The organism is Azospirillum sp. TSH58 (assembly GCF_003119115.1).
GTDB lineage: Bacteria > Pseudomonadota > Alphaproteobacteria > Azospirillales > Azospirillaceae > Azospirillum.
In genome coordinates, this window is sequence record NZ_CP022364.1 from 420,565 (window position 1) to 444,062 (window position 23,498).

Sequence of the window (23,498 nt, forward strand, 5' to 3'; positions counted from 1 at the left end):
CCTGTGGCAAAGGACGTTGCACGTTCGGACAGGCTCCGCGTTAACCATCACGCAAGCATTTCCCGGCACCCTCCTTCGCAGAGCAAGGAGGTTTCGATGCCGGTTCGCGCGACTGCACGCATGATGGTTCTGGGGCTTCTGCTGGCCGTCGGCTCGTCCGGGGCCGCGACCGCCGACAGCCTGTCGGTGAACCGTCCGAACCCGGCGCCGCCGCCCGTCGCCTCGGACTTCCCCGACGCCACGCTGGTCCGCGTCGATCAGCTGGACTCCACCACGCTGCGGCTGGACGGCATCATCACGCCGGGCGTGGAGCAGCGCTTCACCGACGCGCTGCGCAGCGTGCCGGCGGGTCAGCCGGTGGTGGTCGAGCTGTCCAGCCCCGGCGGCTTCACGACCGCGGGCTACCGCATGATCGACCTGATGCTGGCGGAACGGCAGGCCGGCCGCCAAGTCGCCACCCGGGTGGCCGGCGGGCAGTCCTGCGAGAGCATGTGCGTCGGCCTCTATCTGGCCGGCTACCCGCGCTACGCCGCGCCGACCGCGGAATTCATGGTGCACGCCCCGCGCCTGGCCGAGAACGGCCGCATGACGCTGCGCTCCACCGACCAGATGGTGAAGCGTCTGGTCGCGCTCGGCGCCGCCCCCGCCTGGATCGAGCGGGTGCGGGCCGCCGGCGGCTTCTCCGGCAGCCTCGACTACCGCGACAACGCCGATCATCTGGCGGCGGTGGGTGCCAACATCGTCACCCACCTGATCCGCTGACGGTCCTTACGCTTCGCTGTCCACGCTTTACGCTTCGCTTTCCTTGAGGCGCCGCGCGATCTCCGGCATGACCGCCGCGTCCACGTTGGCGAAGGCGAAGCGCAGGTAATCGTCCTGGCCCGGACCGAACATGGAACCGGGCAGGCACAGGATGTTGTGATCGCGCGCCAGCCCCTCGGCCACCTCGTGGGCGCGCCGGCCGGCGAAGGGATGCCGGACATAGGCGAAATAGGCCCCGATGCTGGCGATGCGGTAGCCGGTGCCGCTGGCCTCCATCGCCGACTGGAAGGCATGGACGCGGGCCAGGATGTCGCCGCGCTTCTCCGCCACCCAGCCGTCCAGATTCTCCAGCCCGAACAGCGCCGCCTTCTGCCCGACATGCGGGGCGCAGATGGCGAGGCAATCCATCACCTTGCGCGCCTGGGACAGCAGGCCGGCGTCGGCGATCACCGCGCCGACCCGGTAGCCGGCGAGGCTGTAGACCTTCGAGAAGCTGTAGAGCTGGACCAGCGTGCGCTGCCAGCCGGGCCGCTGGAACAGCCCGTGCGGCGCCCGCCCCTGCCAGTCCGGGAAGTCGCGGTAGGTCTCGTCGAGCAGCAGCTTGACGCCGCGCCGCTCGCACAGCTCGTACAGCGCCGCGATGGCGTCGGGCGAGGCGATGGCGCCGGTCGGGTTGTTGGGGGAAATCAGCACCAGCGCGCGGGTGCCGGCGTCGATCAGCCGTTCCGCCTCCGCCGGGTCGGGGATCAGCCCGTTCTCCTCGCTCAAGCCCAGCGGCCGGGCCTCGATGCCCAGCATGTCCAGCGTCATCTTGTGATTGAAGTACCAGGGGGCGGGCAGGATCACATTGTCGCCGGCCCGCGCCAGCCCCATCACCGCGACGGCGAAGGCCTGGTTGCAGCCGGCGGTGATCAGCACCTCGTTGGCCGCGACGTCCGAACCGTAAAGCGAGCCGGTGCGCCGGGCCAGCGCGGCGGTCAGCGGCGGGATGCCGTCGATGGGGGTGTAGCGCGCGGTGTCCGGCGCCCGCACCTGCTCGGCCAGATGGGCGGTCAGCGCGTCGGCGGGCGGATAGCCGGGCACCGCCTGACAGAGGTCGATCAGCGGCTTGTCCGCGGGAAAGCTGCGGCCTTCCACCCAGCGCCACGCCTCGGCGATGGGCGGGGCCTCCGTGGCGGCGACGAGCGGGTTGACGTCTCTGCGGTCCATTCCCTGATGTCCAGTCTGCGGGGTCCGATTTTTATGGGGCGCCATGGTGGACCGCCCCGCCGGGCTCGCGCAAGGGACCAGAACAGGGGAACGCGCATGGCAGGCCCCGCGGGAGGTCGTCGGGGGTCAGGCGCCGCCCAGCACCGCGTCCGGCTTGCGGCCCACCAGCGACTCATAGACCTCGGGGTCGGTCGCCCCTTCCGATCCGAAGACCAGCACGCGGGCGTCCGGGGCGAGGCCCAGGCTGGCGCGGGTCGCCGGGTCCGCCGCGGCGCAGAGCAGACCGGCCAGACCGGCCACGCCGGACTCCCCGCCCACGATGGGCCTTCCGCCATGCCGTCCCTCGGCCAGCAGGCGCATGGTCGCCACCGCCGCGTCGTCGGGGATGGTCAGGAAATCGTCGGCGCCGCGCTCCAGGATGGCCCAGGCCAGCAGGGACACCTCCCCGCAGGCGAGCCCGGCCATCAGCGTCTCCAGATCGCCCTTGGACGGCGTCGGGCGGCCGTTGACGGCGCTCTGGTAGAGGCAGTCGGCGGCGTGCGGCTCCACCACCACGAAGCGCGGGCGCTGGCGGCCCCAGCTTTCCCACAGATGGCCGCAGACGGCGGCGGGCAAGGCCCCCACCCCGCCCTGCACGAAGACGTGGGTCGGCCGCTCGCTGGCCGGAAGCTGGCCGATCGCCTCCTCCACCATCACGGTGTAGCCCTGCATCACGTCGCGGGGGATGTCCATGTAGCCGGTGTAGGAGGTGTCGGAGACGACGTGCCGGCCATGCTCCCGCGCGTCCACCGCGGCCTGACGCACCGCGTCGTCGTAGTTGCCGGCGACGCGGACGACGCGGGCGTCGAAGGACTCGATCGCCTGCTGCCGCCCCTGCGAGCAGTTTCCGGGAATGTAGATGACGCAGCCGCAGCCGAACACCTGCGCGCCCCAGGCGACGGAGCGGCCATGGTTGCCGTCGGTCGCCGTGGTCACCGTGATGCCGCGGGTCACCTTGGCGTAGCGACCGACCACCAGATCCAGCGCGGTCACCGGCACGCCGGGCACGCGGGCCTGCACCTCGCGCACCAGAAGGCGCAGCACGGCGTAGGCGCCGCCCAGCGCCTTGAAGCTGTGCAGGTTGAAGCGGCTGCTTTCGTCCTTGTACCAGATGCGGTCGATGCCGGCGGCGCGGGCCAGCCCGCCCAGCGAGCGCAGCGGAGTCGGCGCGTAGCCCGGCCAGGCGCCGATCTCGCTCATCGCGTCCTGGAAGGCGGCGCGGCTCAGGATCGCCCGTTCCGCGGACCCGTAGGGCTGGTCCGTGTCGGCGCGCGGATTCGAGAAGAGACGCGGGGTGCCAAGCGGCGGCAGGTCGGACATCGTGTTCGCTCTCCAGACCGCAAGGACGGCCGCAGCCACGAAAGCATTGCCGGCCACGCCGCGTCAAGCCACGCGCGTTGTCCCCGGACAAAGCGCCGCGAGCTGTGCTAACAGCGCCTCCCCCCGCGGTCCGGCCGGAGCGCCGAAGGCGGCGGGGTCCCCGTTCCTGAAGGAGATGGTTCCGTCGTGACGACCGGTTTCAACACCACCGCCGCCGACCAATTGAAGCAGTTCGCCGACCGCATGGAGCGGTTGATGGACGAGATCGACGGCCTGAAGGCCGACCTGAAGGACCTGCGCAGCGAGGTCAAATCCGCCGGCTTCAACATCAAGGCGCTCGACAAGCTGGTCGCCATCCGCCGCAAGGACGCCGGCGAGCAGGAGGCCGAGCTGCTGAACGACCTGATGCTCTACGCCCACGCCACCGGCACGCCGCTGGACATCGTGGTCCCCGAACCGGCGGAGTGACGCCGTAGAATCGTTACGAAGCCGCATCATGAATGTTCCGGGAGCGCAACGTGATGTTTCGCTTCCGGAACATCTCATTGCGCAAGCGGAACGCTTTCGTTGCGAAACCGCACCGAAGCTTTACCGCTTCCACTCGCGGCTGGATTTCACGAAGTCGGTCAGGGTGACGCCGATCTTGTCGTCCACGATGACCACCTCGCCGCGGGCGACGAGCACGCCCTCGACATAGACGTCGGTCGGGTCCTTCAGGTGCCGGTCCAGCTCGACGACGGCGCCGCGGCCCAGCTTCAGCAGATCGCGGACGCGCAGCATGGCGGTTCCGATGACCACCTTGATCTCGACCGGTGCGTCGCCGATGGCGAAGGCGTCGCTGCTCATGTCGTCGGACGAGCCGGCGCCCAGCAGATCGTCGATGTTGGCCATGCCGCACTCCTTCACCCCGGGTCACCGGACCCTTCAACCGACTAGAGTTACCCCACCAGGGGCGCCGGGGCAACGGCGTCCGTCGCGAGGGCCTGCGACAAGGATGGGAAACAACAGCGCAGATTTGGTTTTCCTGCGCCGCCTTGTGTTGATACCCTGCCAGCCCGACGTGAAAACCCGACTTGAAACCCCGACTTGAAACCAGCCGCGAAGGCAGAGCCATGACGACCGATTCACAACGCCCGCTGGTCGACAGCGCTTGGCTGAAAGGCGCCCTCGACCACCCCGACCTCGTGGTTCTGGATGTGCGCACGCCGCCGTCTGGCGGCTTCATCCCCGGTTCGATCCATTCCGACTACGCCAAGGCCGGCTGGCGGGCGACGGTGGACGGCGTTCCGGGGCTGCTGCCCGACGCCGCCTTTCTGGAAAAGTTGATCGGCGGGCTGGGCATCGGCAACGGGGACCACGTCGTGCTGGTCGCCAGCGGCCTGAGCGCCGCCGACATGGGGAACGCGACGCGCGTCTATTGGACCTTCAAGACGCTGGGCCACGACCGCGTGTCGGTGCTGGACGGCGGCTTCGCCGCCTGGAGCGAGGGCGGCAACCCCGTCGCCACGACGGCCGCCACCCGCCCCGCCACCACCTTCACCGCGGCGCCCCGCGAGGACTTGCGCGCGCCCCTGCCTGTGGTCGCGGCGGCGGTGACCGACGGCTCGGTCCCGTTGCTGGACTCCCGCTCCGCCGAGCAGTTCGAGGGCAAGGCCAAGAGCCCGCAGGCCCGCGTTCCGGGCACGCTGCCGGGGGCGGTGCTGATTGAGAATGGCGCCTTCTACTCCGCCGCCGGGAAGCGCTTCCTCTCCGCCGACGCGGTGAAGGCTCTGGCGGATCGGGCCGGGACCGGCGACGCGACGATCGCCTTCTGCAACACCGGCCACCTCGCCTCCGTGGCTTGGTTCGCGCTGAGCGAACTGGCGGGGATCGACGGGGTCCGCCTCTATGACGGGTCGATGTCGGAATGGACCGCCGACCCGGCCCGCCCGGTCAAGAACGGGCCGGCGGCCTAGGTTCTGTTCTCAAAGGCTGTGAGGGTTTGGCTGTGCCCTGTTGAAGGGGGATGGCACGATCTGAACTGAGCGATGAGCAGCTTCAGCATTTGCTGGAGTTGCTTCCGCCGGAACGCCCGTGGACGGGCCGGCCGGCGCGGGACCTGGAGCGCACCGTGCGGGCGATCCTGTGGGTGAACCGCACCGGCTCGCCCTGGCGCGATCTTCCGGCCGAGTACGGTCCCTGGCAGACGGCGGCCAACCGCTTCTACCGCTGGCGCAAGGCCGGGGTATGGGAGCGCGTGTTGGAACTGGTTCAGGCCGAGGCGGATGAGGCCGGCAAGTTGGACTGGAGCCTGCACCAAGTCGACAGCACAGTGGTCCGCGCCCACCAGCACGCCGCCGGCGCAAAAGGGGGCAGTTGAACCAAGCGCTTGGCCGCTCGCGCGGCGGCTTCTCAGCCAAGATCCACCTGCGCGCCGACCGCCACGGCCAACCGCTCGCTTTCGTGCTGAGCCCCGGTCAAGCCGCCGACCAGAGCGCGTTGACGGTGCTGATGGAGGCGGTCGCAGTGCGCCGAGTGGCAGGTGGACGACCGCGGGAAAGACCCGAGCGCGTGGTCGCTGACCGCGCCTACTCCAGCCAAGCCATCCGCCGCTACCTGCGTCGGCGCGGGATCGGGGCGGTGATCCCACAGCCCTCCAGCCAGAAGCCCTGTGCTCTGGTGGATTGGGCCGCCTATCGCTCCCGCAACGCCATCGAGCGCCTGATCAACCGCCTCAAACAGTTCCGTCGCATCGCCACCCGATACGAGAAACTCGCCGCCAACTACCTCGCCATGGTCCACATCGGGGCTATCCGACTATGGCTCAGGGTTTGAGAACAGGACCTAGTCTTCACACGCTCTTGCGGCGCCGGCGGAACCGCCCGAGGTCCGACCGGCGCAGCAAGCCCAGCGCGACCGCCAGAACCGCGTAGACCAGCAAACCGGCAAGGCCCAGCAGCACCAGCCCGCCCAGCCGCTCGAACAGGCCATGGGCGGTCAGCCAGGGCGAGAGCTGGGTCTGCACCAGCCACAGCGTGCCGCCCATGGCGAGCGCCGCGATGGCCATGCGCGGCAGATTGCGCAGCAGCCGGGCGTCGGCCTTGAACAGCCCGCGCCGGGTCAGCAGCCACGCCAGCAGACCGGCGTTGACCCAGGCGGCGACGGAGGTCGCCACCGCCAGCCCGACCTGGGCCAGCGGCCCCATCAGCGCCAGCTTCAGCGCCACGTTGACCGCCGTCGCGGCCAGCGCCACCCGCACCGGGGTCGCCGTGTCGTGGCGGGCGTAGAAGCCGTTGACGAGGCTGCGGATCACCACGAAGGCCGGCAGGCCCAGCGCGTAGGCCTGCAGGGTGGCGGCGGACTGCGCCGCGTCGGTCGGGCCGAAGGCGCCGTGCTGGAACAGCACCGACACGATGGGCAGGCCGGCGACCAGGAAGGCGGCGGCCGCCGGCAGGGTCAGCACCAGCGACAGCTCCACCGCCCGGTTCTGGCTCTCCACCGCGCCCGGCTCGTCCCCGCCCTTGATGCGCCGGGCCATTTCCGGAAGCAGAACGGTCCCCACCGCGATCCCGATGACGCCCAGCGGCAGCTGGTTCAGCCGGTCCGCGTAGTAGAGGTAGGACACCGCCCCGGTCGGCAGCAGCGAGGCGATCAGCGTGTCGACGAACAGGTTGATCTGCGTCAGGCCGGACCCCAGGGCCGCCGGCCCCAGCACGGTCAGGAACCGCTTCACGTCGGGCGTCAGGCGCGGCAGGGCCAGCCGCAACCCCATCCCGGCGCGGCTGGCCTCCCAGTACAGATAGAGGAACTGCGCCAACCCGGCGGCGAAGACGCCCCAGGACAGGGCGTGGCCGACCGTCGGCATCAGCGGGGCGGCCAGCACCATCGCCGCGATCAGGCACAAGTTCAGCAGGATCGGCGCCGCCGCCGCCGCCCCGAACCGCCCCATGCTGTTGAGCACGCCGGCCAGCAGCGATTCCAAGGAGATGAACAGCAGGTAGGGGAAGGTGATGCTGGTGAACAGGACGGCCAGCCGGAACTTCTCCGGCTCGTCGGAGAAGCCCGGCGCGAAGACCGTCATGAACTGCGGCATGATCGCCAGGATGCCGGCCAGGAACAGCAGCTGCACCGCCAGCAGCAGGCTCATCACCTCCTCGGCGAAGCGCTTGGCGGCGGCCTGCCCGTCCTGCACCAGCTTGGCGGAGAACAGCGGCACGAAGGCGGAGTTGAAGGCCCCCTCGGCGAACAGGGCGCGGAAATGGTTGGGCAGCCGGAACGCCACGAAGAAGGCGTCGGCCACCGGCCCGGCGCCGAGCAGCGCGGCGGTCAGAACGTCGCGCAGGAAGCCAAGGACGCGGCTGACCAGCGTCAGCCCGCCGACGGACAGGATGTTGCGGAGCACGGTGCGTACGGGTCCTCTGATGGGCGGCGCCATCCTAGCGTTTTCCCCGCCCGCGTCACGCCTTTCGGCATGCCAGCCCGTGTGGAATTTGAAGGCGGGCGGCGGAAACGGTCTGCTAGGATCGCCGCCCACCCATTGTCCCATCCCTCCACTTCAGACAATCGGAACGTCCATGGCCCAGGGTCTTCCCCTCACCTATCTGGAAGCCGGCGAAGCGAACGGCGGCACCCCCCTGCTGGTCCTGCACGGCCTGTTCGGGTCGGCGCGCAACTGGCAGACCCTGGCGAAGCGCTTCGCGGAGCGGCACCGGGTCTACGCACTGGACCTGCGCAACCACGGCGGCGCCCCCTGGTCGGACGAGATGACCTATCCGGCGATGGCCGCCGACGTGCTGCGCTTCCTCGACGACCGCGGCTTCGCGCGGGCCTCCGTGGTCGGCCATTCCATGGGCGGCAAGGTGGCGATGACTCTGGCGCTGAACCATCCCGACCGGGTGGAGCGTCTGGCCGTGGCCGACATCGCGCCGGTCGCCTACACCCACACCCACGCCCCCTTCGTGGCGGCGATGAAGCAGGCAAAACTGGAAGGCTGCACCCGCCGGTCGGAGGTCGAGGCGCAGCTGGTGGACGCGGTGCCGGAAGCCCCCCTGCGCTCCTTCCTGCTGCAGAATCTCGTTCTGGAACAGGGGACGTTCCACTGGCGGATCAATCTCGACGCCATCGGCGCCCGCATGGGTGACCTGATCGGCTTCCCGGATCTGGGCGACGCCCGGTACGACGGCCCCACCCTGTTCATCGGCGGCACCCGGTCCGACTATATCGTGCCGGAAAACCACGCCGCCATCCGCCGCCACTTCCCCAAGGCCGCCATCGAGATGATCGAGGGCGCCGGCCACTGGCTGCACGCCGAACGCCCGCAGGAGTTCGCCGCGCTGGTCGAAGACTTCGCGTAACTCCGTAAGGACAAAAAGAAACGGGGGCCGCGAAGGCCCCCGTTCCCGCATGCTGGCGATGAATCATCCGCTCAGAGCGCGTCCTGGCGGTGATTCTTTCAGAGCGCGCCCTGGCGGCGATTCTTTCAGAGCGCGCCCTGGCGGGCGCCGGTCTTGGCGGCCGGACCGGCGGACTGGTTGAAGGCGTCGCGCAGGTAGGGCGACAGCGCCTGACGCATCGTGCGCAGCCACTCGTGGATGATGATCAGCGAGCGGGACGCGACCGGCGGGGTCATGCCCAGCTTCACCAGATCCTCGCGGGTCATCTGGGCCACCTCGTCGATGCGATGGCCGGTCAGGCGCGCCCAGGCCGGGGCCGTGCAGGGGGCCATGGAGATGACCTCGACACCCTCGCGCTCCACCATCTCCGCCTTGCGGCGGGCGTATTGGCTGTCGTCGAGCTGCGAGAAGGGGCCGGAGAAGCCGTTCTCGACCAGGACGCGCTTGGCCTTCGGGGCGATGGTGGCAATGCGCTCCAGCGTGTTCATGCCGGTGGACAGCGATGCGAGATCGACGGTGACCGGCACCATGAAGGTCAGCCGCTCGCCCTCGCCGACGTAGTAGTCGAAGCCCGACACCTCGGCCCAGTTGAAGAACCACTGGGAGATGTTGCCGCCGAAGTCGAAGAGGCGGCCGCCGCGCTGCAGCTCCGGACCGATCTGGTCCCAGAATTCGTAGAAGCCGTCACCCGAGCCCATCATGTTCATGAAGTCCTGGGTGATGCGGCGGTGCTCGACCACCTCCGGGCCGAACAGGCGGTTCAGGCGCTCGTTGACCTCATACTCGACGACCTTGAGCTGAAGGCCTTCAAGCATGGCGGTCGCCATCAGGTGATGGGACAGCAGCGTCTTGCCGACGCCACCGCGGTCGTTGAGAACGAAGATGGTGCCCAGCATGCGATCGCCTTTCCAGGGTCTGTTCGTTGTCGAATCTTGAGGTGTTGAAACGTGAGGGGCCGGCGCCCGGAAGTTCTCTGCCTGGGGAGCCGGAGCCTGAATGGAAGGAGTTTCCGGAACCGGAACCGGCTCGACCGCTGGACCGCCGGGTTCGGTGGCCGCTGGGGCCGGTTCCGGAACGGGATCCGGCTCTGGAGCCGAAGGGAGTTCCGGTTCCGGCACGGCGGATTCCCGCGGGCCGTCGGTCGCGCCTTCCACCATGTCCGGTTCGGCCGGTTCCGGCGCAGGCGCCGCATCCTCGTCGTCGGCCGGCTGTCCGGCGGCGAGAGCGGCACGGTGCACCGCGTCCAGCGTTTCGCGCGGGGTCGTGCCGCCGGGATCCTCCCCGTCCACGCCGCCGTCGCGCCCTTCGTTCCCCACGAGGAAGAAGGCGGAGCGCAGGGTGACCGGCGAGATCGGCTGGTTGTCGCGGGCGGTGACGCCCAGCTTCGCCAGCACGTCGGAGATTTCCGCCCAGGACAGGCCGCGCTCGCGCATCAGGCCGATGTCGGCGTAGCTTTCGCGGACGGCCTGCATGGCCGAGCGGTTTCCAGTCGGACGATCGGCAAGGAGCCGTTCCAGTTCCGCGCGATCAATCGACACCGTGTGTACCCGGCTTTGCGTGGTTCTGGGGAGGGGGTGGGTAGGATTTGTGATACCGCAGGATTCCGTTCCCCCCGATGCGGAAAAAATAGTACAAGCGATTGGGGTGCGCAAACGGTTTCCAACCATGTTCAACCGCATTAAACCTGTGACACGGCAACCTTCCTTGGTCTCCGTCAGGATTGCAGGATAGGGCCCGGCGTTTGGCGAAGATGCCCTATGATTTCCGATCGCAGGATCAGCGGACCGCCGACTCCGGGCGGACGCCGGGGACGCCCATCGGCTTCCACGAGCTTCGCCAGGCCTGCGAGATTTCCGCTCTTCGAGAGGACCTGGAACGCGTCCTCCAGGACACCGGCGCCCTGCGCGACAGCATCGAGGACGCGGTGGAGCAGGTGCGCCAGCGCTTCGCCGCCCTGACGGCGGAGGAGCTGGCGAATTCCGAGACGATGGCGCCGCTGCTCCAGTTCGCGGTGTCGACCCTGCTGTCCATCCGCGACGAGGCGCGGCGCATCAACACCCGGACCGGCCCGGTCGACGATGACGACCGCCCCACGCGGACCGTCGCCGACCCGCGCCCCCAACCGGCTCCAGCGACACCGCAGAGCGCGCCGCAAGCGGCCCCGCCCCCCGCCCCCCAGACCGCTCCCCAGACCGCCCCCCAGACCTACGCGCCGCCGCCGTCCGACGAGCCGGCCCCTTCCTTCGCCGCCGAACCGTCGCACGACGATCCGCCCCAGCCGTCTTCGCCCCCGTCCCCGGCGCCGGTTCTGTCGCCCTTCGTCCCACGCTCGCCGGCCCCGGCGCCGCAGCGGCCGGCGGCTCCGGACCCTGCTCCCGACGCGCCTCCGGCTCCCTCCTGGCTTTCGCCCCTGTCCGGGCGCAAGGGCGGCCCAGGGGCCAACGGCACCGCCCCCCGCAGCGGCAATGTGGACTGGCTGAGCCGGCCCAAGCGCTGACCCGTTCCCCCCCTGATCTCGTCGAGCCACATTGTTGCGGGAAGGTCGCACCTCATCCGAACGCACCCACGTCACACCGATTTTCCTTGAACTCCGAAATGGGTGTGGCTACCACTTTATTTGGTAAATGAATCTTTACCAATAACACCTGCGGCGACGCATGGGGGTGGTCATGGCACGGGATGATGTGGACACGCTGGCACGACCGGCGTCCCGCCTGGAATGGCGGCACCGCTGCGGCCCGGCCGCCCAGGCCGACCGGAAAGATTCCACCCGGGGCGACGCTCCGGCGACGGTTCGTCCCCTGCGGTTGCTGATCGTGGAAGACGAATCCTTGGCCGCCGAGGCGGTGGGGATGGCCGCCATGGACCTCGGCCACATCGTCTGCGGCACCGCCCGCACCGAGGAGGAGGCGGTGGCGATCGCCGGTCGCGAGCGCCCCGACGTGGCGCTGATGGACGTCCGGCTGGCCGGCGGCGACGGGATCGAGGCGGCGCGGCGCCTGCGCGCCAACTACGGCATCCGCTCGATCTTCCTCTCCGGCTACGCCAACCACGCGATCATGGCGCGCATCACCGAGACCTATCCCCTGGGCGTGGTCAACAAACCCTATTCGCTCGCCCAATTGAAGCTGGCGCTGGACCTCGCCGCGCGGCGCCTGCACGGCCCGCGCGGCTGACACCCCGCGTCACCGAACAAGGAAAGGGCGGCCTCCCCCATGGGAAGCCGCCCTTTCCTTGTTCGGACGATCGCGGAGCGCGAAGCCCCTTAGGCTTGGCCACTCACTCCTGAATGAACGCCTTCACGTAGGAGTGCGACAGCGGCTGCACCAGATAGTCGAGCGGGGTGCGGGCGGACAGCAGGATGCGCGCCTCCACCGGCATGCCCGGCTTGATCGTCAGGTTGTGGACCTGATGGGAGTCGCTGTCCTTCAGCTTGATCCGCGCGATGTAGGATTCCTGCCGGGTGATCGGGTCCATCACGCGGTCGGCCGAGACGTAGGTCACGGTGCCGTCCAGCGAGCCGACGACGCGGCTGTCATAGGCGGTCAGCTGCACCTTCACCGGCAGATCGACGGTCAGCGACTTGATGTCCTTCGGCTGGACCTTCACCTCGGCCAGCAGGGCGCGGTCGTCCGGGATGATGTCCAGGATCGGCTCGTTGGCGGTGATCGTGCCGCCGGCGGCCCAATGGCTGTGCATCACGACGGTCCCGGCGTCCGGCGCCTTTATGGCGCGGGTCTCCAGCCGGTTGGCGGCGTCGCGGATCTGCTCGGCGAGGCGGATGACGTCGCCGCGGGACTTCTCCAGATCGACCAGAACCTTTTCGCGGAAGTCGTTGCGGCGGCGCAGAAGCTCGCCCTCGGCGTCCACGGCGGCCTGGTTGGCCTGGGCGATGCGGGCCTCAAGCTCGCGGTCGCGGCCCTTGAGCTGCGCCTCCTCCTTCTGCTGCTCGACCAGCTTGGTGCGGGTGGCGTTGCCGCGGGACAGCAGACCCTGGGTGATGCGCAGATCGTCCTCGATGAGCTGGATCTCGCGGGCCAGGAACTTGCGCTGCTCCTGAAGGCTCTTGCCCTCCTCGCGCAGCGTGGCAACGCGCTCCTTGGTCAGCTTGGCCTCGGTGTCGAGCTGGTTGCGGCGGACCTGGAACAGGGTTTCCTGGTTGCCCATCAGCTTCTCCACCGTGCGGTCGCTGCCGCGGCGCCGGATCAGCTCCTCCGGCCACTCGATGGCGGGCTGCTCGAACAGCTCGGCGGTCAGGCGCGCTTCGAGAGCCAGGGTTTCCAGCCAGGAGGTGCTCAGCACCTGGAGCCGGGTCGCCGCCTCCGTGCTGTCCAGGCGCATCAGAACCTGACCGGCCTTCACCTTGTCGCCCTCCTTGACGAGGATCTCCCCGATCTGGGCGGTCTCGGTGTGCTTCACGATCTTGCGGCCGGTCTCCGGGGCCAGCGCGCCGGAGGCCATGACGGCGCTGTGAAGCGGGGCGAGCGCGGCCCAGGCGGTCATCCCGCCGAAGCCCACCGCCAGCACCATGAAGCCGCCGGCCAGAAGCCCGCTGACCCGGGTGTCGGGAACCAGCGCGCGCAGCGCGCCGATCGACGTCATGGTCTTCGTCTTGTAGGTGTTCATGGTGGTGTCGGTCATAACAATCGGTCCTTGATCGCCGGAGGTGCCCCGGAATTGGGCTGGGGTCTGGTCTGGAGGTTCCGGCGTCAGCCGGCGGCGCTCTGCACCGGCGCCGGGCCGATGTTGCGCAGGCGGCTCCAGTTCGGGCCCTGCTGCTCCTGCTGGCGTTGCGGCAGTTCGACCGCCATGCCGTTCTTCAGTACGAAGGTCTTGTCGGAAATGTCGACGAAGGCCGGGGAATGGGTCAGCACGATGGTGGTGACGCCGCGGTTCTTCGCCTCGACGATGAACTCGCGCACCGCCTTGTGGCCGATCTCGTCCATGCCGGCGGACGGCTCGTCGAGAACCATCAGCGACGGGCGGCCGTAGCCGGCGCGGGCCAGGGCGATCAGGCGGGCCGAGGCGCCGGTGATCGGGAACAGCGGGTCGGTCACCTCGGTCTCATAGCCGCCGGGCAGGCTCTCGACCCAGGAGTGGATGCCGGCGCGCTTGGCCGCGTCCTCGACCTTCTCCCGCGTCGTCTCGGTGAAGCGGGCGATGTTCTCGGCGATGGTGCCGGGCAGCAGATCGGCGCCCTGCGCCATGTAGCCGATGCCCTGCTCCGGGGTTTCCGGGTTCAGCGAGGCGACGGCCAGACCGCCAAGCCGCACGGTGCCCGCCGACGGCATCGCCACACCGGCGAGCAGACGGGCCAGGACCGACTTGCCGGAGCGGTTGGGACCGGCGATGCACACCGTCTGGCCCGGCTCCACCGCCAGCGTGACGCTGCGCAGGATCGGCTTCTGGTCGCGGGGGGAGACGAACAGCAGGTTCTCGACGGTCAGGCGCTCGCGCTCCACCGGGATCGTCGGACGCTCCGGCTCCAGGGACAGGCGCTTCAGCAGCGGCAACAGACGGCGGAAAGCCTGGTAGGACTTCTGGATCTGGCCCCAGGCGCCGGCGCTCTGCTCCACCGGGGCGAGGGCGCGGCCGACCAGCATGGAGGTGGCGATCATGCCGCCGAAGGACAGGTGCTGCTCGATCACCAGCAAGGCGCCGACGCCGGTCACCGCGATCTGGATGACCATGCGGACCCACTTGGTGAAGGCACCGATGGCGGCGGCGCGCTCGGTCGAGCGGCCCTGCAGGGCGGAGGTGGTCATGGCGTCGCGGGCCACCGTGTCCAGCGCGCTCGGCCCCATGCGCAGGCCGCGCACCGTCTCCGACCGCGACAGCAGGGAGTCGAACAGGCGCTGCGAGCGGCTGGCCGGGGCCTTGCTGTCCTCGGCGAAGTGGCGCACCGCCCAGTTGCTCAGATAGCCCAGCGCCGTCATGATGACCATCGCGGCGACCAGGATCACGGCGAGCAGCGGGTGGATCAGGTAGATGCCGATGACGTACAGGGGCACCCAGGGCAGGTCCATCAGGGCCGGCAGCGAGGGGCGGCTCATCGCGCCCTTGACCTCCATGAGGTCGCTGACCGGGGCGGTGTCCGGGCGGCCTCGGCCTGAGGCGTCCAGCACGTCGGCGGTCAGCCGGCGGCGCCAGGCGACCTCCAGGGCGTTGCCGGCGCGGGCCAGGATGCGCGCCCGCACCGTTTCCATGGCGGCGCTCAGCGTCAGGGCCATCACGACGATGACCGTCAGCATGACCAGCGTATCGATGTTGCCGGACGGAATAGCGCGGCTAAAGACCTGAAGCGAATAAAGTGGCATCGCCAACATCAGAAGATTGATGGTGGCGCTGAAGACAAATGCACCAACGAGTACCCGGGTGAAATAACGTCCCCCGTGAGCCATTTCTTTTTTGGCCTTTTCAGACCCGCGAGAAAACAGGCGAGGCATTTACAGCCCTCCAATTGTCACCGTTTGAAGCAGTGCCCACTGGATGCAGGCGAGGTCAGTTGGCGCGTTTTTGGTAAATGAAATCTGAAGATTGAGGGACATCACAGGAATGCCACCGAAAACCACCCCCTTTGCGCAGACGACAACGGCTCCTCATGTGAAGGACTGCCGCACGTGCTCCGCCGTAAGGAACGCCGCATGACCGACACGCTGACCATCGACCCCGGCCATCTCGCCCTGCCCGACCTGCGCCGCATCCTGCGCGACCCGCCCGTTCTGGCCCTGGCGCCCGGCTGCCGCGCCGCCATCGACGCTTCGGCCCGCACGGTGGCCGAGGCGGCGGGCGGGGAGCGCGCGGTCTATGGCGTGAACACCGGCTTCGGCCTGCTGGCGAAGAAGCGCATTCCCCCGGAGCAGGTGCGGGAGCTGCAACGGCGGCTGGTGCTGTCGCACAGCGCCGGCACCGGGCCGGACCTGCCGCCGGGCGTGGTTCGGCTGATCCTGGCGCTGAAGGTCAACGCTCTGGCCCGCGGCCATTCCGGCGTGCGCATGGCGGTGATCGAGGCGCTGCTGGCGCTCTACAACCGCGGCGTCCTGCCGGTGGTGCCGGCCAAGGGGTCGGTCGGGGCGTCCGGCGATCTGGCGCCGCTGGCCCATCTGACCGGCGTGCTGATCGGCGAGGGTGAGGCCGATGTGGACGGCCAGCGGCTGCCCGCCGCCGAGGCGCTGGCCCGCGCCGGGCTGGCGCCGCTGGCGCTGGAGGCCAAGGAGGGGCTGGCCCTGCTGAACGGCACGCAGGTGTCCACCGCGCTGGGCCTCGCCGGGCTGGTCGCTGCCGAGGACGGCTTCGCCGCCGCCCTGGTCGCCGGCGCGCTCAGCGTCGATGCCGCGCTGGGCAGCGACGGCCCCTTCGACGCGCGCATCCACGATCTGCGCGGCCAGCCGGGCCAGCGCGACGTCGCCGCGGTCTACCGCTCGCTGCTCCAGGGCAGCGGCATCCGCGATTCCCACCGCGAGGGACACGAGACGGTTCAGGACCCCTACAGCCTGCGCTGCCAGCCGCAGGTGATGGGCGCGGTGCTCGACCATCTGCGCTTCGCCGCGGGCGTCCTGGAGCGCGAGGCCAACGCCGTCTCCGACAACCCGCTGGTCTTCCCGGACAGCGGCGACATCCTGTCGGGCGGCAACTTCCACGCCGAACCGGTGGCGATGGCCGCCGACGTGCTGGCCCTGTCCATCGCCGAGACGGGAGCCCTGTCGGAACGGCGGATCGCGCTGCTGATGGACACCCACCTGTCGGGCCTGCCGCCCTTCCTGGTGGCCGACGGCGGGCTGAACAGCGGCTTCATGATCGCCCAGGTCACCGCGGCGGCGCTGGCCAGCGAGAACAAGCAGATGGCCCACCCGGCCAGCGTGGACAGCCTGCCCACCTCCGCCAACCAGGAGGACCATGTGAGCATGGCGACCCACGCCGCCCGCCGCCTGTCGGACATGGCCGACAATCTGGCGGGGATCGTCGCCGTGGAGCTGCTGAGCGCCGCCCAGGGGATCGACCTGCGGGCGCCGCTGACCTCCTCCCCCGCGCTGGAGCGCGCCCGGGGGCTGCTGCGCGCCCGCGTGGCGGTGTGGACGGAGGACCGCGCGATGGCTCCGGACATCGCGGCGGCGAAACGGCTGGTGAGGGAGGGGGCCTTCCGTCCCTTCGCCGAGGCGCTTCTGCCCTGATCCGCGAGACCGGCTGAGACAAGACCGCGCAGGCGGCTCCGGCCGGTTTTCGTCAATCCGTTGAGGGGCTAAGCTTCAGGCCATCCCACACCAACCGCTTCACTTCGATCCGGAGACCATCATGGAAGGACGCAAAGTCCCCTCGGTCGTGTTCAAGACCCGCGTGCGCGACGAAAGCGTCGGCGGCCCCAACCCGTTCCGCTGGCAGGACGTCAGCAGCGACGCGCTGTTCGCCGGCAAGCGTGTGGTCGTCTTCTCGCTGCCCGGCGCCTTCACCCCGACCTGCTCCAACCAGCAGGTGCCGACCTACGACGCGCTCTATCCGGAGTTCCGCGACCTGGGCGTCGACGAGGTCTATTGCCTCAGCGTCAACGACGCCTTCGTGATGTTCCAGTGGGGCAAGCATCTCGGCGTGAAGAACGTCAAGCTGATCCCCGACGGCTCGGGCCACTTCACCCGCCGCATGGGCATGCTGATCAACAAGGACCATGTCGGCTTCGGCATGCGGAGCTGGCGCTACGCCATGGTGGTGACCGACGGCGTGATCGAGAAGCTGTTCGAGGAGCCGGGCATCAACGACGCCGGCGAGGGCGGCGATCCCTACGGCGAGTCCGCTCCGGAAGCGGTGCTGGCCTATCTGCGGTCGCGCTGAGCCGGTTTCCCGGTTCTTTAGCCCTCTCCCCTCTGGGGAGAGGGTGGCCCCGAGGGCCGGTGAGGGGGTTGCGCATAGCGGTACGTCCGGCACAAGCGCATCCCCCTCACCCTAACCCTCTCCCCAGGGGAAGAGGGGATATAACCACCGAACTCCTCAAGCCGGAACGGCGGTCCCTTCCGCCGGCTCCGCCTCGACGGCCTGCGCCTTGCGGCGCTCATGGGCCGCCCAGGCCCGCTCGTGCAGGTGATAGGCCACCGTGTTGCACAGCGGCTCCACCAGCGCCAGCGCGCCGCCCACCGCGATGCTGCCGGTCATCAGATAGCCGACCGTGAAGGCCACCGTGAAGTGGATGCAGGCAAAGCTGAAGGTCTTGGTCATCGCGGAACTCCCGAACGCCGCCGTTTCTGTTCAGCTTCAGCATGCCCGCCGGGCGGCGACAGGTCCAATCGAACGATTCAAACAGACCGATAGGCGCCCCCTATCGTTCAACGGAAAGGACGGCGGCGGTCGCCCGCCTCCGGCACGCTGCCGCGGCGCAGTCGGGTTCCCGGTGGAACAACCTCGAAGGGCCGGCTGTGCGGTGGCTCCAGCAGCCGCACCTCGGGCCGCTTGAAGAAGGGGATCAACGCCGCTCCCATGACGAACCCGCCGACATGCGCCCAGAAGGCCACCCCGCCGCTGTCGTCGGAGGTCGGGGTGGTGACCCCGCTCAGGATCTGTCCGAGGAACCAGAAGCCCAGCACCAGCACCGCCGGGACGCTGATGACGCGCACGATGATGATGAACCAGAAGAAGACGCCGACATTCGCCCGCGGGTGCAGCACCAGATAGGCGCCGAGCACCCCGCCGATCGCCCCGCTCGCCCCCACCATCGGGACCTCGGAGGTCGGGGCCGCGAAGCTCTGGGCCAGCGCCGCCGCCGTCCCGCACAGCAGGTAGAAGACCACGAAGCGGCCCCGCCCCATGCTGTCCTCGACGTTGTTGCCGAAGATCCAGAGGTACAGCATGTTGCCGGCGATGTGCAGGAAGCCGCCATGCATGAACATGGAGGTGACGACCGACATCCAGGGCGGGACGACCCGCAGCGGCTCCGGCAGTTCGGCGTGGCCGAACAGCACCGCCGGAACGAGGCCGAAGGAATAGACGGCGAGGTTCCCGGCGCGCGCCCCCAGCGAGAGCTGCCACAGGAACACCATCACGCACAGCGCGATCAGCGCCATGGTGACGACCGGCGTCCGCCGCGTCGGATTGTCGTCGTAGATGGGGAGGAACAGCATCGGCGGCGCTTTCGGTTGAGGCGACCCTGGTCTACACGATGGTCCCGCCCTCCGGTTCCGCCAAGACGTACGGGACACACGTACAGCCGGGAGTCGGCAAAGAAAAACCGGCGCCCCTTGCGGAGCGCCGGTTTCTCTGAACAAAGCGGCGATGCGGATCAGGTGCCGGCCATCAGGTGCGGACCATCAGGTACCCTGGGGCTCCGGGTCCATCCCGCCGCTTTCCTTGGTGGTCGGCACCGACGGGCGGCGGCCCGAGGTCGGGGTGGGCTGCTTCGGCGGGGCCGGGGAGAAGCCCTCCCGCTCGTCGTTGCGGATCAGCGGCTCGCCGCGCAGCAGGCGGGCGATGTCCTCACCGCTCAGGGTCTCGTACTCCAGCAGGCCCTTGGCGATGGTGTGGAGCTGGTCGATGTTCTCCGTGAGGATGCGGCGGGCCTCGCCGTACGCCTCGTCCACGATCCGGCGGATTTCCTCGTCCACCGTGCGGGCCGTGGCGTCGGACATGTTCTTGTGCTGGGTGACGGAGTGGCCGAGGAAGACCTCCTGCGTCGGCTCGCCGTAGAGCAGCGGGCCCAGCTTGTCGCTCATGCCCCATTCGGTGACCATGCGGCGCGACATGTCGGTCGCCATCTTGATGTCGCCCGACGCGCCCGTGGTCACGCGGTCCTTGCCGAAGATCAGCTCTTCCGCGATGCGGCCACCCATGGCGACGCGCAGGTCGGCGTGCAGCTTGGCCTGGGACAACGAGATGCGGTCGCCTTCCGGCAGGCGCATCACCATGCCCAGGGCGCGGCCGCGCGGGATGATGGTGGCCTTGTGCACCGGATCGCTGTCCGGCTGGTGGATGGCGACGATGGCGTGACCGGCCTCGTGATAGGCGGTCAGCTTCTTCTCGTCCTCGGTCATGACCATGGAGCGGCGTTCCGCGCCCATCATGACCTTGTCCTTGGCGGCCTCGAACTCGGCCATGCCGACGACGCGCTTGCCGATGCGGGCGGCGAGCAGCGCGGCCTCGTTGACGAGGTTGGCGAGATCGGCGCCCGAGAAGCCCGGCGTGCCGCGCGCGATGACCTTGGCATCGACGTCCGGGGACAGCGGCACCTTGCGCATGTGGACCTTGAGGATCTTCTCGCGGCCCAGCACGTCCGGGTTCGGCACGACGACCTGACGGTCGAAGCGGCCCGGACGCAGCAGTGCGGGGTCGAGCACGTCCGGACGGTTGGTCGCGGCGATGAGGATGACGCCCTCGTTCGCCTCGAAGCCGTCCATCTCGACCAGCAGCTGGTTCAGGGTCTGCTCGCGCTCGTCGTTGCCGCCGCCCAGGCCGGCGCCACGATGGCGGCCCACGGCGTCGATTTCGTCGATGAAGATGATGCAGGGGGCGTTCTTCTTGCCCTGCTCGAACATGTCGCGGACGCGGCTGGCGCCGACACCCACGAACATCTCGACGAAGTCGGAGCCCGAAATGGTGAAGAAGGGCACGTTGGCTTCACCCGCCACGGCGCGCGCGGTCAGGGTCTTGCCGGTGCCCGGCGGGCCGACGAGCAGCACGCCCTTCGGGATCTTGCCGCCCAGACGCTGGAACTTCTGCGGGTCCTTCAGGAACTCGACGATTTCCGCCAGCTCCTGCTTGGCCTCGTCGATGCCGGCGACGTCGTCGAAGGTGACCCGGCCGACCTTCTCCGTCAGCAGGCGCGCGCGGGACTTGCCAAAGCCCATGGCCTTGCCGCCGCCCGACTGCATCTGCCGCATGAAGAAGATCCAGACGCCGATCAGCAGCAGCATCGGGAACCAGGACAGCAGGACGGAGAACAGCGACGGCACGTTGCTGTCGTCCGGAACGGCGCTGATGCGCACGTTCTTCTGCGTCAGCCGCTCGACCAGCCCGGCTTCGGGCGGGACGTAGGTGCTGAAGGACCGGCCGTCGGTGAAGTGGCCGGAGACCTGGTTTCCTTTGATGGTGACGTCGGCCACTTGGCCGCGGTCCACTTCGGCGAGAAGCTCGCTGAACGGAACCGTCGTCTGCGGGCTGCGCGTGGAAGAGCTCTGGAACAGGTTGAACAGGGCCACCAGCAGCAGCCCTATGATGATCCAGAGCGCGAGATTCTTGCCGAAATTGTTCACGTCGAAAGCCTTTCTGCGAACCCTGCGCGGAAAGGTAGGCTGATGCGGGGCCACCCCTCCCGGGCTTACGGGCACGTTCCCAGATTAAATAATGCCGACACGGTCCGAAACAACCGGAAAAGCTGGGCCGGCCAACACCACCCCGGGCGCGTGCAAAGCGACCGCCGACAGGGGGAATCCGGGCCGGGAAAAGCCCAGATGCGGCACCGCCGCCAGCCCGTTTCCGTCCCACAGCGCCGGCAGCGTCTCGCGGACCGGCTCGGGCAGGCCGATGCGGCCCGAATCCGGGCCTGCGGACCCCGCCATTTGCCACCCCTCCCGCCCCAATTTTGCCACGGTGACCGGACCGATCTGCCCCGCGCCCAGCCGAACGGCGAATCGGCGATCCCACCAGACCTCTCCGCCCGGGGTAAGACTCAGCCGTTCGGTGACCCCGACCGGCTCCCGCGCGATCACCAAATGCCCCCGCCTCGGCAGGATGCGGCAGCCGCCCAGCGTCCGTCCCCGGAAGCCGCCACTCGCGATCTCGGCGAACAGACGCTCCGCCGCCTCGTCCTTCGGCGGGTAGGCAGCGCCTCCCGTCGCAGCGATGCAGCGGACCAGCGCGCGCAGGCCAAGCTCCTCCGGCGCCTCCAGCAGAGGCGTCGGGTCCAGCCGCAGCCAGCCCTCCGGATGAACCTCCACGGCCTTGGCCAGCAGAGCGGCGGTTCCCGCCTCCAGGGCGTTGCGGGCGCGGGCGGCCCGTCGGGCGAGGTCGGCCAGACGCGGCGGGTCCAGCCCCTCGGCGGCCAGCGCCTCCCCCGCCGCGCGCAGGCGGGCGCGGGCGAAGCGTGGGTTGCGGTTGGACGGGTCCTCGACCCACTCCTGGCCGAAGGCGCGGCAGGTCGCCACCAGCCGCTCGTGAGGCAGGTCGAGCAGCGGCCGGATCACCCGGACCGCCCCCGCCGCACGCACCGGCGCCATGCCGGCCAGCCCGTCGATGCCGGAGCCGCGGGCGAAGCGCAGAAGCACCGTCTCGGCCTGATCGTCGCGGTGATGGGCGAGCGCCAGATGAAGGATGCCCTCCTCCCGGCAGCGCTCGGCCAGCAGGCGATGGCGCGCCGCGCGGGCCGCCTCCTGGATGCCGGTTGCCGGTTTCTCGCCGTCCCAGCGCAGAACGGCGTGGGCAATGCCGCGGGCCTGGAGCCAACCGCCCACCCGGGCGGCCTCCGCCGCCGACTCCCCGCGCAGGCCATGGTCGACGATCAGCGCGAGGACATCCCCGGCCCGCTCCGCCGCCCAGCGCTGGACGAGCAAGGCCAGCCCGAGGCTGTCCGCCCCGCCGGACACACCGACAGCCACGCGCGGTTTCGCCTCGAAGCCGCCCAGCCGGTCCATGCGGGCCGCGAACTCACCCGCGGAAATTGGCCCAGCCGGGTCGGACGCGTTCACCGCGCCCGTCAGGCGCAGTTCAGGCGGCGGCGCTCGGTGTCGGCGCGGCGCTTCACGCTGGCCGAGGCTTCGGGGAACTTGGTGATCAGCTGGTTGAAGGCCGTGCAGGCGTCCTTCTTCTGGTTCAGCTGCTGCAGCGACATGCCGAGCTTCAGCAGGTTGTCCGCCGCCTTGTTGTTCTTCGGATACTTCTGCACGCCCTCGGCGAAGGCCACGGCGGCGTCCTGGAACTTGTTGCGGACATAATAAGTCTCACCCAGCCAGTACTGGGCGTTGCCGGCGAGCTGGTGGCCCTTGTTCTTCGCCAGGAAGTCGCTGAAGGCCTTTTCCGCCTTGTCGTAGTCGGACTGGCGCAGCAGTTCGAAGGCGTGCTCGTACTGCTTTTCCGGGGTCGAGTTGGCGGGCAGCGGCGCCAGGGCGGCGGTCTGCTTCTCAGCCGGCTTGTCGGCCGCCTTCTCGGGCGCCTTGGCGGCGCTGGGGGCCGCGGCCGGAGCCGCCGCGCTGGGCTTGGCCGGACCACCGAACGGATCGCTGGCCGCCCCGCCGCCCTTGCTCTCCAGCTCCTTCAGGCGGAAGTCGATGTCGCTGTTGACCCGCTCCAGCCGGTCCTTCATCTGCGAGATCTGATAGGTCGCCTCTTCATAGCGCCCGGTCAGCTCCGAGAGGGCGCGCTCCAGCTTCTGCAGCCGCACCTCGAAATCCGCGGCCAGCGAGGGCTGGATCTCGGCGGTCTGCCCCCGCGTGTAGGAATTGCCCGGATAGGCCTGCGCCACCTCGACGCGCCCGCCCAGCGCCTCCACCCCCGACTCCAGCCGGTCCAGACGGTCCTGCAGCGAAACCGTCTGCGCGAGGACGGAACCGCTGCACAGCAGGCCGCCAAGCAGCAGGGCGGCGAAAGAAGTGGTCTTGGTCATGCGTCGAGGGTCCTGTCCGGGCGGGAAAAGCCGTCGTTAAGAGGGTGCCGGTCCAAGCGGGCGAAACTATGGCGGCTGTTTACCAGAAGCGCGCGCCCCTTGCACGGTGGTGATTTGGAAATCTCCCGCGCACCGGGCGCAACCCCAAAAGAGAACACAGAAAAAAAGCCCCTTCCCGGTATCCCGGAAAGGGGCCTTTCCCAAAGGAGAACCCTAAGAGCGCC

The 23,498-nt window shown here is 69.4% G+C and carries 20 protein-coding genes and 1 pseudogene; 9 read left to right on the top strand and 12 right to left on the bottom strand.

Going from position 1 to position 23,498, the window contains the following annotated elements:
* The first annotated feature begins 96 nt into the window (after nt 1–96).
* Nucleotides 97–762, top strand: coding sequence for an ATP-dependent Clp protease proteolytic subunit (locus TSH58p_RS05515; protein WP_109070236.1), 666 nt, complete (start codon nt 97–99; stop codon nt 760–762).
* A gap of 27 nt (nt 763–789) precedes the next feature.
* Here the strand turns inward: TSH58p_RS05515 and TSH58p_RS05520 are convergent, their stop codons facing one another.
* Together TSH58p_RS05520 and TSH58p_RS05525 are read right to left on the bottom strand one after the other, a co-directional pair.
* Entirely contained in the window at nt 790–1,971 is a 1,182-nt protein-coding gene (locus TSH58p_RS05520; RefSeq protein ID WP_109070237.1) for an aminotransferase, read from the bottom strand.
* Nucleotides 1,972–2,097: 126 nt separating this feature from the next.
* On the bottom strand, nt 2,098–3,330 hold the full coding sequence (locus TSH58p_RS05525; protein WP_109070238.1) for a diaminopropionate ammonia-lyase: 1,233 nt from the start codon (nt 3,328–3,330) through the stop codon (nt 2,098–2,100).
* A gap of 186 nt (nt 3,331–3,516) precedes the next feature.
* Here TSH58p_RS05525 and TSH58p_RS05530 point away from each other — a divergent pair, with 186 nt between their 5' ends.
* Nucleotides 3,517–3,798, top strand: coding sequence for a DUF2312 domain-containing protein (locus TSH58p_RS05530; protein WP_014240219.1), 282 nt, complete (start codon nt 3,517–3,519; stop codon nt 3,796–3,798).
* A 120-nt stretch (nt 3,799–3,918) separates the two neighbouring features.
* Here TSH58p_RS05530 and fliN read toward each other — a convergent pair whose 3' ends face one another.
* Entirely contained in the window at nt 3,919–4,221 is a 303-nt protein-coding gene (gene fliN, locus TSH58p_RS05535) for a flagellar motor switch protein FliN (RefSeq protein WP_014240218.1), read from the bottom strand.
* Nucleotides 4,222–4,442: 221 nt separating this feature from the next.
* On the opposite strand from fliN, the gene TSH58p_RS05540 reads away from it, so the two are divergent.
* Both TSH58p_RS05540 and TSH58p_RS05545 read left to right on the top strand, forming a co-directional pair.
* Nucleotides 4,443–5,285 (top strand): sulfurtransferase, encoded by an 843-nt coding sequence (locus TSH58p_RS05540; RefSeq protein WP_109070239.1) that lies wholly within the window; start codon nt 4,443–4,445, stop codon nt 5,283–5,285.
* Between the two features lie 50 nt (nt 5,286–5,335).
* Nucleotides 5,336–6,144, top strand: a pseudogene (locus tag TSH58p_RS05545) (IS5 family transposase).
* Between the two features lie 16 nt (nt 6,145–6,160).
* Here TSH58p_RS05545 and murJ read toward each other — a convergent pair.
* Nucleotides 6,161–7,744 (bottom strand): murein biosynthesis integral membrane protein MurJ, encoded by a 1,584-nt coding sequence (murJ, locus tag TSH58p_RS05550; RefSeq protein ID WP_247895517.1) that lies wholly within the window; start codon nt 7,742–7,744, stop codon nt 6,161–6,163.
* A gap of 139 nt (nt 7,745–7,883) precedes the next feature.
* Here murJ and TSH58p_RS05555 point away from each other — a divergent pair, with 139 nt between their 5' ends.
* Nucleotides 7,884–8,663: an alpha/beta fold hydrolase gene (locus TSH58p_RS05555; protein WP_109070891.1), complete on the top strand. Its 780-nt coding sequence runs from the start codon at nt 7,884–7,886 to the stop codon at nt 8,661–8,663.
* 125 nt (nt 8,664–8,788) lie between these two features.
* On the opposite strand, the gene TSH58p_RS05560 is transcribed toward TSH58p_RS05555, so the two are convergent.
* Complete coding sequence (locus TSH58p_RS05560) at nt 8,789–10,174, bottom strand: hypothetical protein (RefSeq protein ID WP_247874114.1); 1,386 nt, start codon at nt 10,172–10,174, stop codon at nt 8,789–8,791.
* Between the two features lie 278 nt (nt 10,175–10,452).
* On the opposite strand from TSH58p_RS05560, the gene TSH58p_RS05565 reads away from it, so the two are divergent.
* Nucleotides 10,453–11,199 carry a hypothetical protein gene (locus TSH58p_RS05565; RefSeq protein WP_371732439.1) on the top strand — a complete coding sequence of 249 codons (747 nt, stop codon included), beginning with the start codon at nt 10,453–10,455 and terminating at the stop codon, nt 11,197–11,199.
* Between the two features lie 172 nt (nt 11,200–11,371).
* Nucleotides 11,372–11,878 (top strand): response regulator, encoded by a 507-nt coding sequence (locus tag TSH58p_RS05570; RefSeq protein ID WP_109072568.1) that lies wholly within the window; start codon nt 11,372–11,374, stop codon nt 11,876–11,878.
* A 103-nt stretch (nt 11,879–11,981) separates the two neighbouring features.
* Here the strand turns inward: TSH58p_RS05570 and TSH58p_RS05575 are convergent, their stop codons facing one another.
* Together TSH58p_RS05575 and TSH58p_RS05580 are read right to left on the bottom strand one after the other, a co-directional pair.
* Complete coding sequence (locus tag TSH58p_RS05575; protein WP_109072565.1) at nt 11,982–13,343, bottom strand: HlyD family type I secretion periplasmic adaptor subunit; 1,362 nt, start codon at nt 13,341–13,343, stop codon at nt 11,982–11,984.
* Between the two features lie 68 nt (nt 13,344–13,411).
* The gene (locus TSH58p_RS05580) at nt 13,412–15,148 is read right to left on the bottom strand and encodes a type I secretion system permease/ATPase (RefSeq protein WP_371732431.1); all 1,737 of its coding nucleotides are present in this window, start codon (nt 15,146–15,148) and stop codon (nt 13,412–13,414) included.
* Between the two features lie 198 nt (nt 15,149–15,346).
* Here TSH58p_RS05580 and hutH point away from each other — a divergent pair, with 198 nt between their 5' ends.
* Nucleotides 15,347–16,873 (top strand): histidine ammonia-lyase, encoded by a 1,527-nt coding sequence (gene hutH, locus TSH58p_RS05585; RefSeq protein ID WP_109072563.1) that lies wholly within the window; start codon nt 15,347–15,349, stop codon nt 16,871–16,873.
* 121 nt (nt 16,874–16,994) lie between these two features.
* Entirely contained in the window at nt 16,995–17,525 is a 531-nt protein-coding gene (locus TSH58p_RS05590; RefSeq protein ID WP_109072562.1) for a peroxiredoxin, read from the top strand.
* 156 nt (nt 17,526–17,681) lie between these two features.
* Here the strand turns inward: TSH58p_RS05590 and TSH58p_RS05595 are convergent, their stop codons facing one another.
* The 5 genes from TSH58p_RS05595 to ybgF all read right to left on the bottom strand — a co-directional run bounded on the left by TSH58p_RS05595 (nt 17,682) and on the right by ybgF (nt 23,274).
* Nucleotides 17,682–17,906 carry a DUF2061 domain-containing protein gene (locus tag TSH58p_RS05595; protein WP_109072561.1) on the bottom strand — a complete coding sequence of 75 codons (225 nt, stop codon included), beginning with the start codon at nt 17,904–17,906 and terminating at the stop codon, nt 17,682–17,684.
* A 107-nt stretch (nt 17,907–18,013) separates the two neighbouring features.
* Nucleotides 18,014–18,805 (bottom strand): rhomboid family intramembrane serine protease, encoded by a 792-nt coding sequence (locus TSH58p_RS05600; protein ID WP_247874288.1) that lies wholly within the window; start codon nt 18,803–18,805, stop codon nt 18,014–18,016.
* Nucleotides 18,806–18,991: 186 nt separating this feature from the next.
* Complete coding sequence (gene ftsH, locus TSH58p_RS05605) at nt 18,992–20,929, bottom strand: ATP-dependent zinc metalloprotease FtsH (protein WP_014240204.1); 1,938 nt, start codon at nt 20,927–20,929, stop codon at nt 18,992–18,994.
* Between the two features lie 84 nt (nt 20,930–21,013).
* Complete coding sequence (tilS, locus tag TSH58p_RS34525; RefSeq protein WP_109072560.1) at nt 21,014–22,306, bottom strand: tRNA lysidine(34) synthetase TilS; 1,293 nt, start codon at nt 22,304–22,306, stop codon at nt 21,014–21,016.
* Between the two features lie 62 nt (nt 22,307–22,368).
* Nucleotides 22,369–23,274 carry a tol-pal system protein YbgF gene (gene ybgF / locus TSH58p_RS05615; RefSeq protein ID WP_109072559.1) on the bottom strand — a complete coding sequence of 302 codons (906 nt, stop codon included), beginning with the start codon at nt 23,272–23,274 and terminating at the stop codon, nt 22,369–22,371.
* Between the last annotated feature and the right edge of the window lie 224 nt (nt 23,275–23,498).

Excerpts from the sequence above, each read along its gene's own strand:
- TSH58p_RS05515 (WP_109070236.1), top strand. The coding sequence starts at position 97 with ATGCCGGTTCGCGCGACTGCACGCATGATGGTTCTGGGGCTTCTGCTG.
- TSH58p_RS05520 (WP_109070237.1), bottom strand. The coding sequence starts at position 1,971 with ATGGACCGCAGAGACGTCAACCCGCTCGTCGCCGCCACGGAGGCCCCG.
- TSH58p_RS05525 (WP_109070238.1), bottom strand. The coding sequence starts at position 3,330 with ATGTCCGACCTGCCGCCGCTTGGCACCCCGCGTCTCTTCTCGAATCCG.
- fliN (WP_014240218.1), bottom strand. The coding sequence starts at position 4,221 with ATGGCCAACATCGACGATCTGCTGGGCGCCGGCTCGTCCGACGACATG.
- TSH58p_RS05540 (WP_109070239.1), top strand. The coding sequence starts at position 4,443 with ATGACGACCGATTCACAACGCCCGCTGGTCGACAGCGCTTGGCTGAAA.
- murJ (WP_247895517.1), bottom strand. The coding sequence starts at position 7,744 with ATGGCGCCGCCCATCAGAGGACCCGTACGCACCGTGCTCCGCAACATC.
- TSH58p_RS05555 (WP_109070891.1), top strand. The coding sequence starts at position 7,884 with ATGGCCCAGGGTCTTCCCCTCACCTATCTGGAAGCCGGCGAAGCGAAC.
- TSH58p_RS05560 (WP_247874114.1), bottom strand. The coding sequence starts at position 10,174 with ATGCAGGCCGTCCGCGAAAGCTACGCCGACATCGGCCTGATGCGCGAG.
- TSH58p_RS05565 (WP_371732439.1), top strand. The coding sequence starts at position 10,453 with ATGCCCTATGATTTCCGATCGCAGGATCAGCGGACCGCCGACTCCGGG.
- TSH58p_RS05570 (WP_109072568.1), top strand. The coding sequence starts at position 11,372 with ATGGCACGGGATGATGTGGACACGCTGGCACGACCGGCGTCCCGCCTG.
- TSH58p_RS05575 (WP_109072565.1), bottom strand. The coding sequence starts at position 13,343 with ATGACCGACACCACCATGAACACCTACAAGACGAAGACCATGACGTCG.
- TSH58p_RS05580 (WP_371732431.1), bottom strand. The coding sequence starts at position 15,148 with ATGCCTCGCCTGTTTTCTCGCGGGTCTGAAAAGGCCAAAAAAGAAATG.
- hutH (WP_109072563.1), top strand. The coding sequence starts at position 15,347 with ATGACCGACACGCTGACCATCGACCCCGGCCATCTCGCCCTGCCCGAC.
- TSH58p_RS05590 (WP_109072562.1), top strand. The coding sequence starts at position 16,995 with ATGGAAGGACGCAAAGTCCCCTCGGTCGTGTTCAAGACCCGCGTGCGC.
- TSH58p_RS05595 (WP_109072561.1), bottom strand. The coding sequence starts at position 17,906 with ATGACCAAGACCTTCAGCTTTGCCTGCATCCACTTCACGGTGGCCTTC.
- TSH58p_RS05600 (WP_247874288.1), bottom strand. The coding sequence starts at position 18,805 with ATGCTGTTCCTCCCCATCTACGACGACAATCCGACGCGGCGGACGCCG.
- tilS (WP_109072560.1), bottom strand. The coding sequence starts at position 22,306 with ATGGACCGGCTGGGCGGCTTCGAGGCGAAACCGCGCGTGGCTGTCGGT.
- ybgF (WP_109072559.1), bottom strand. The coding sequence starts at position 23,274 with ATGACCAAGACCACTTCTTTCGCCGCCCTGCTGCTTGGCGGCCTGCTG.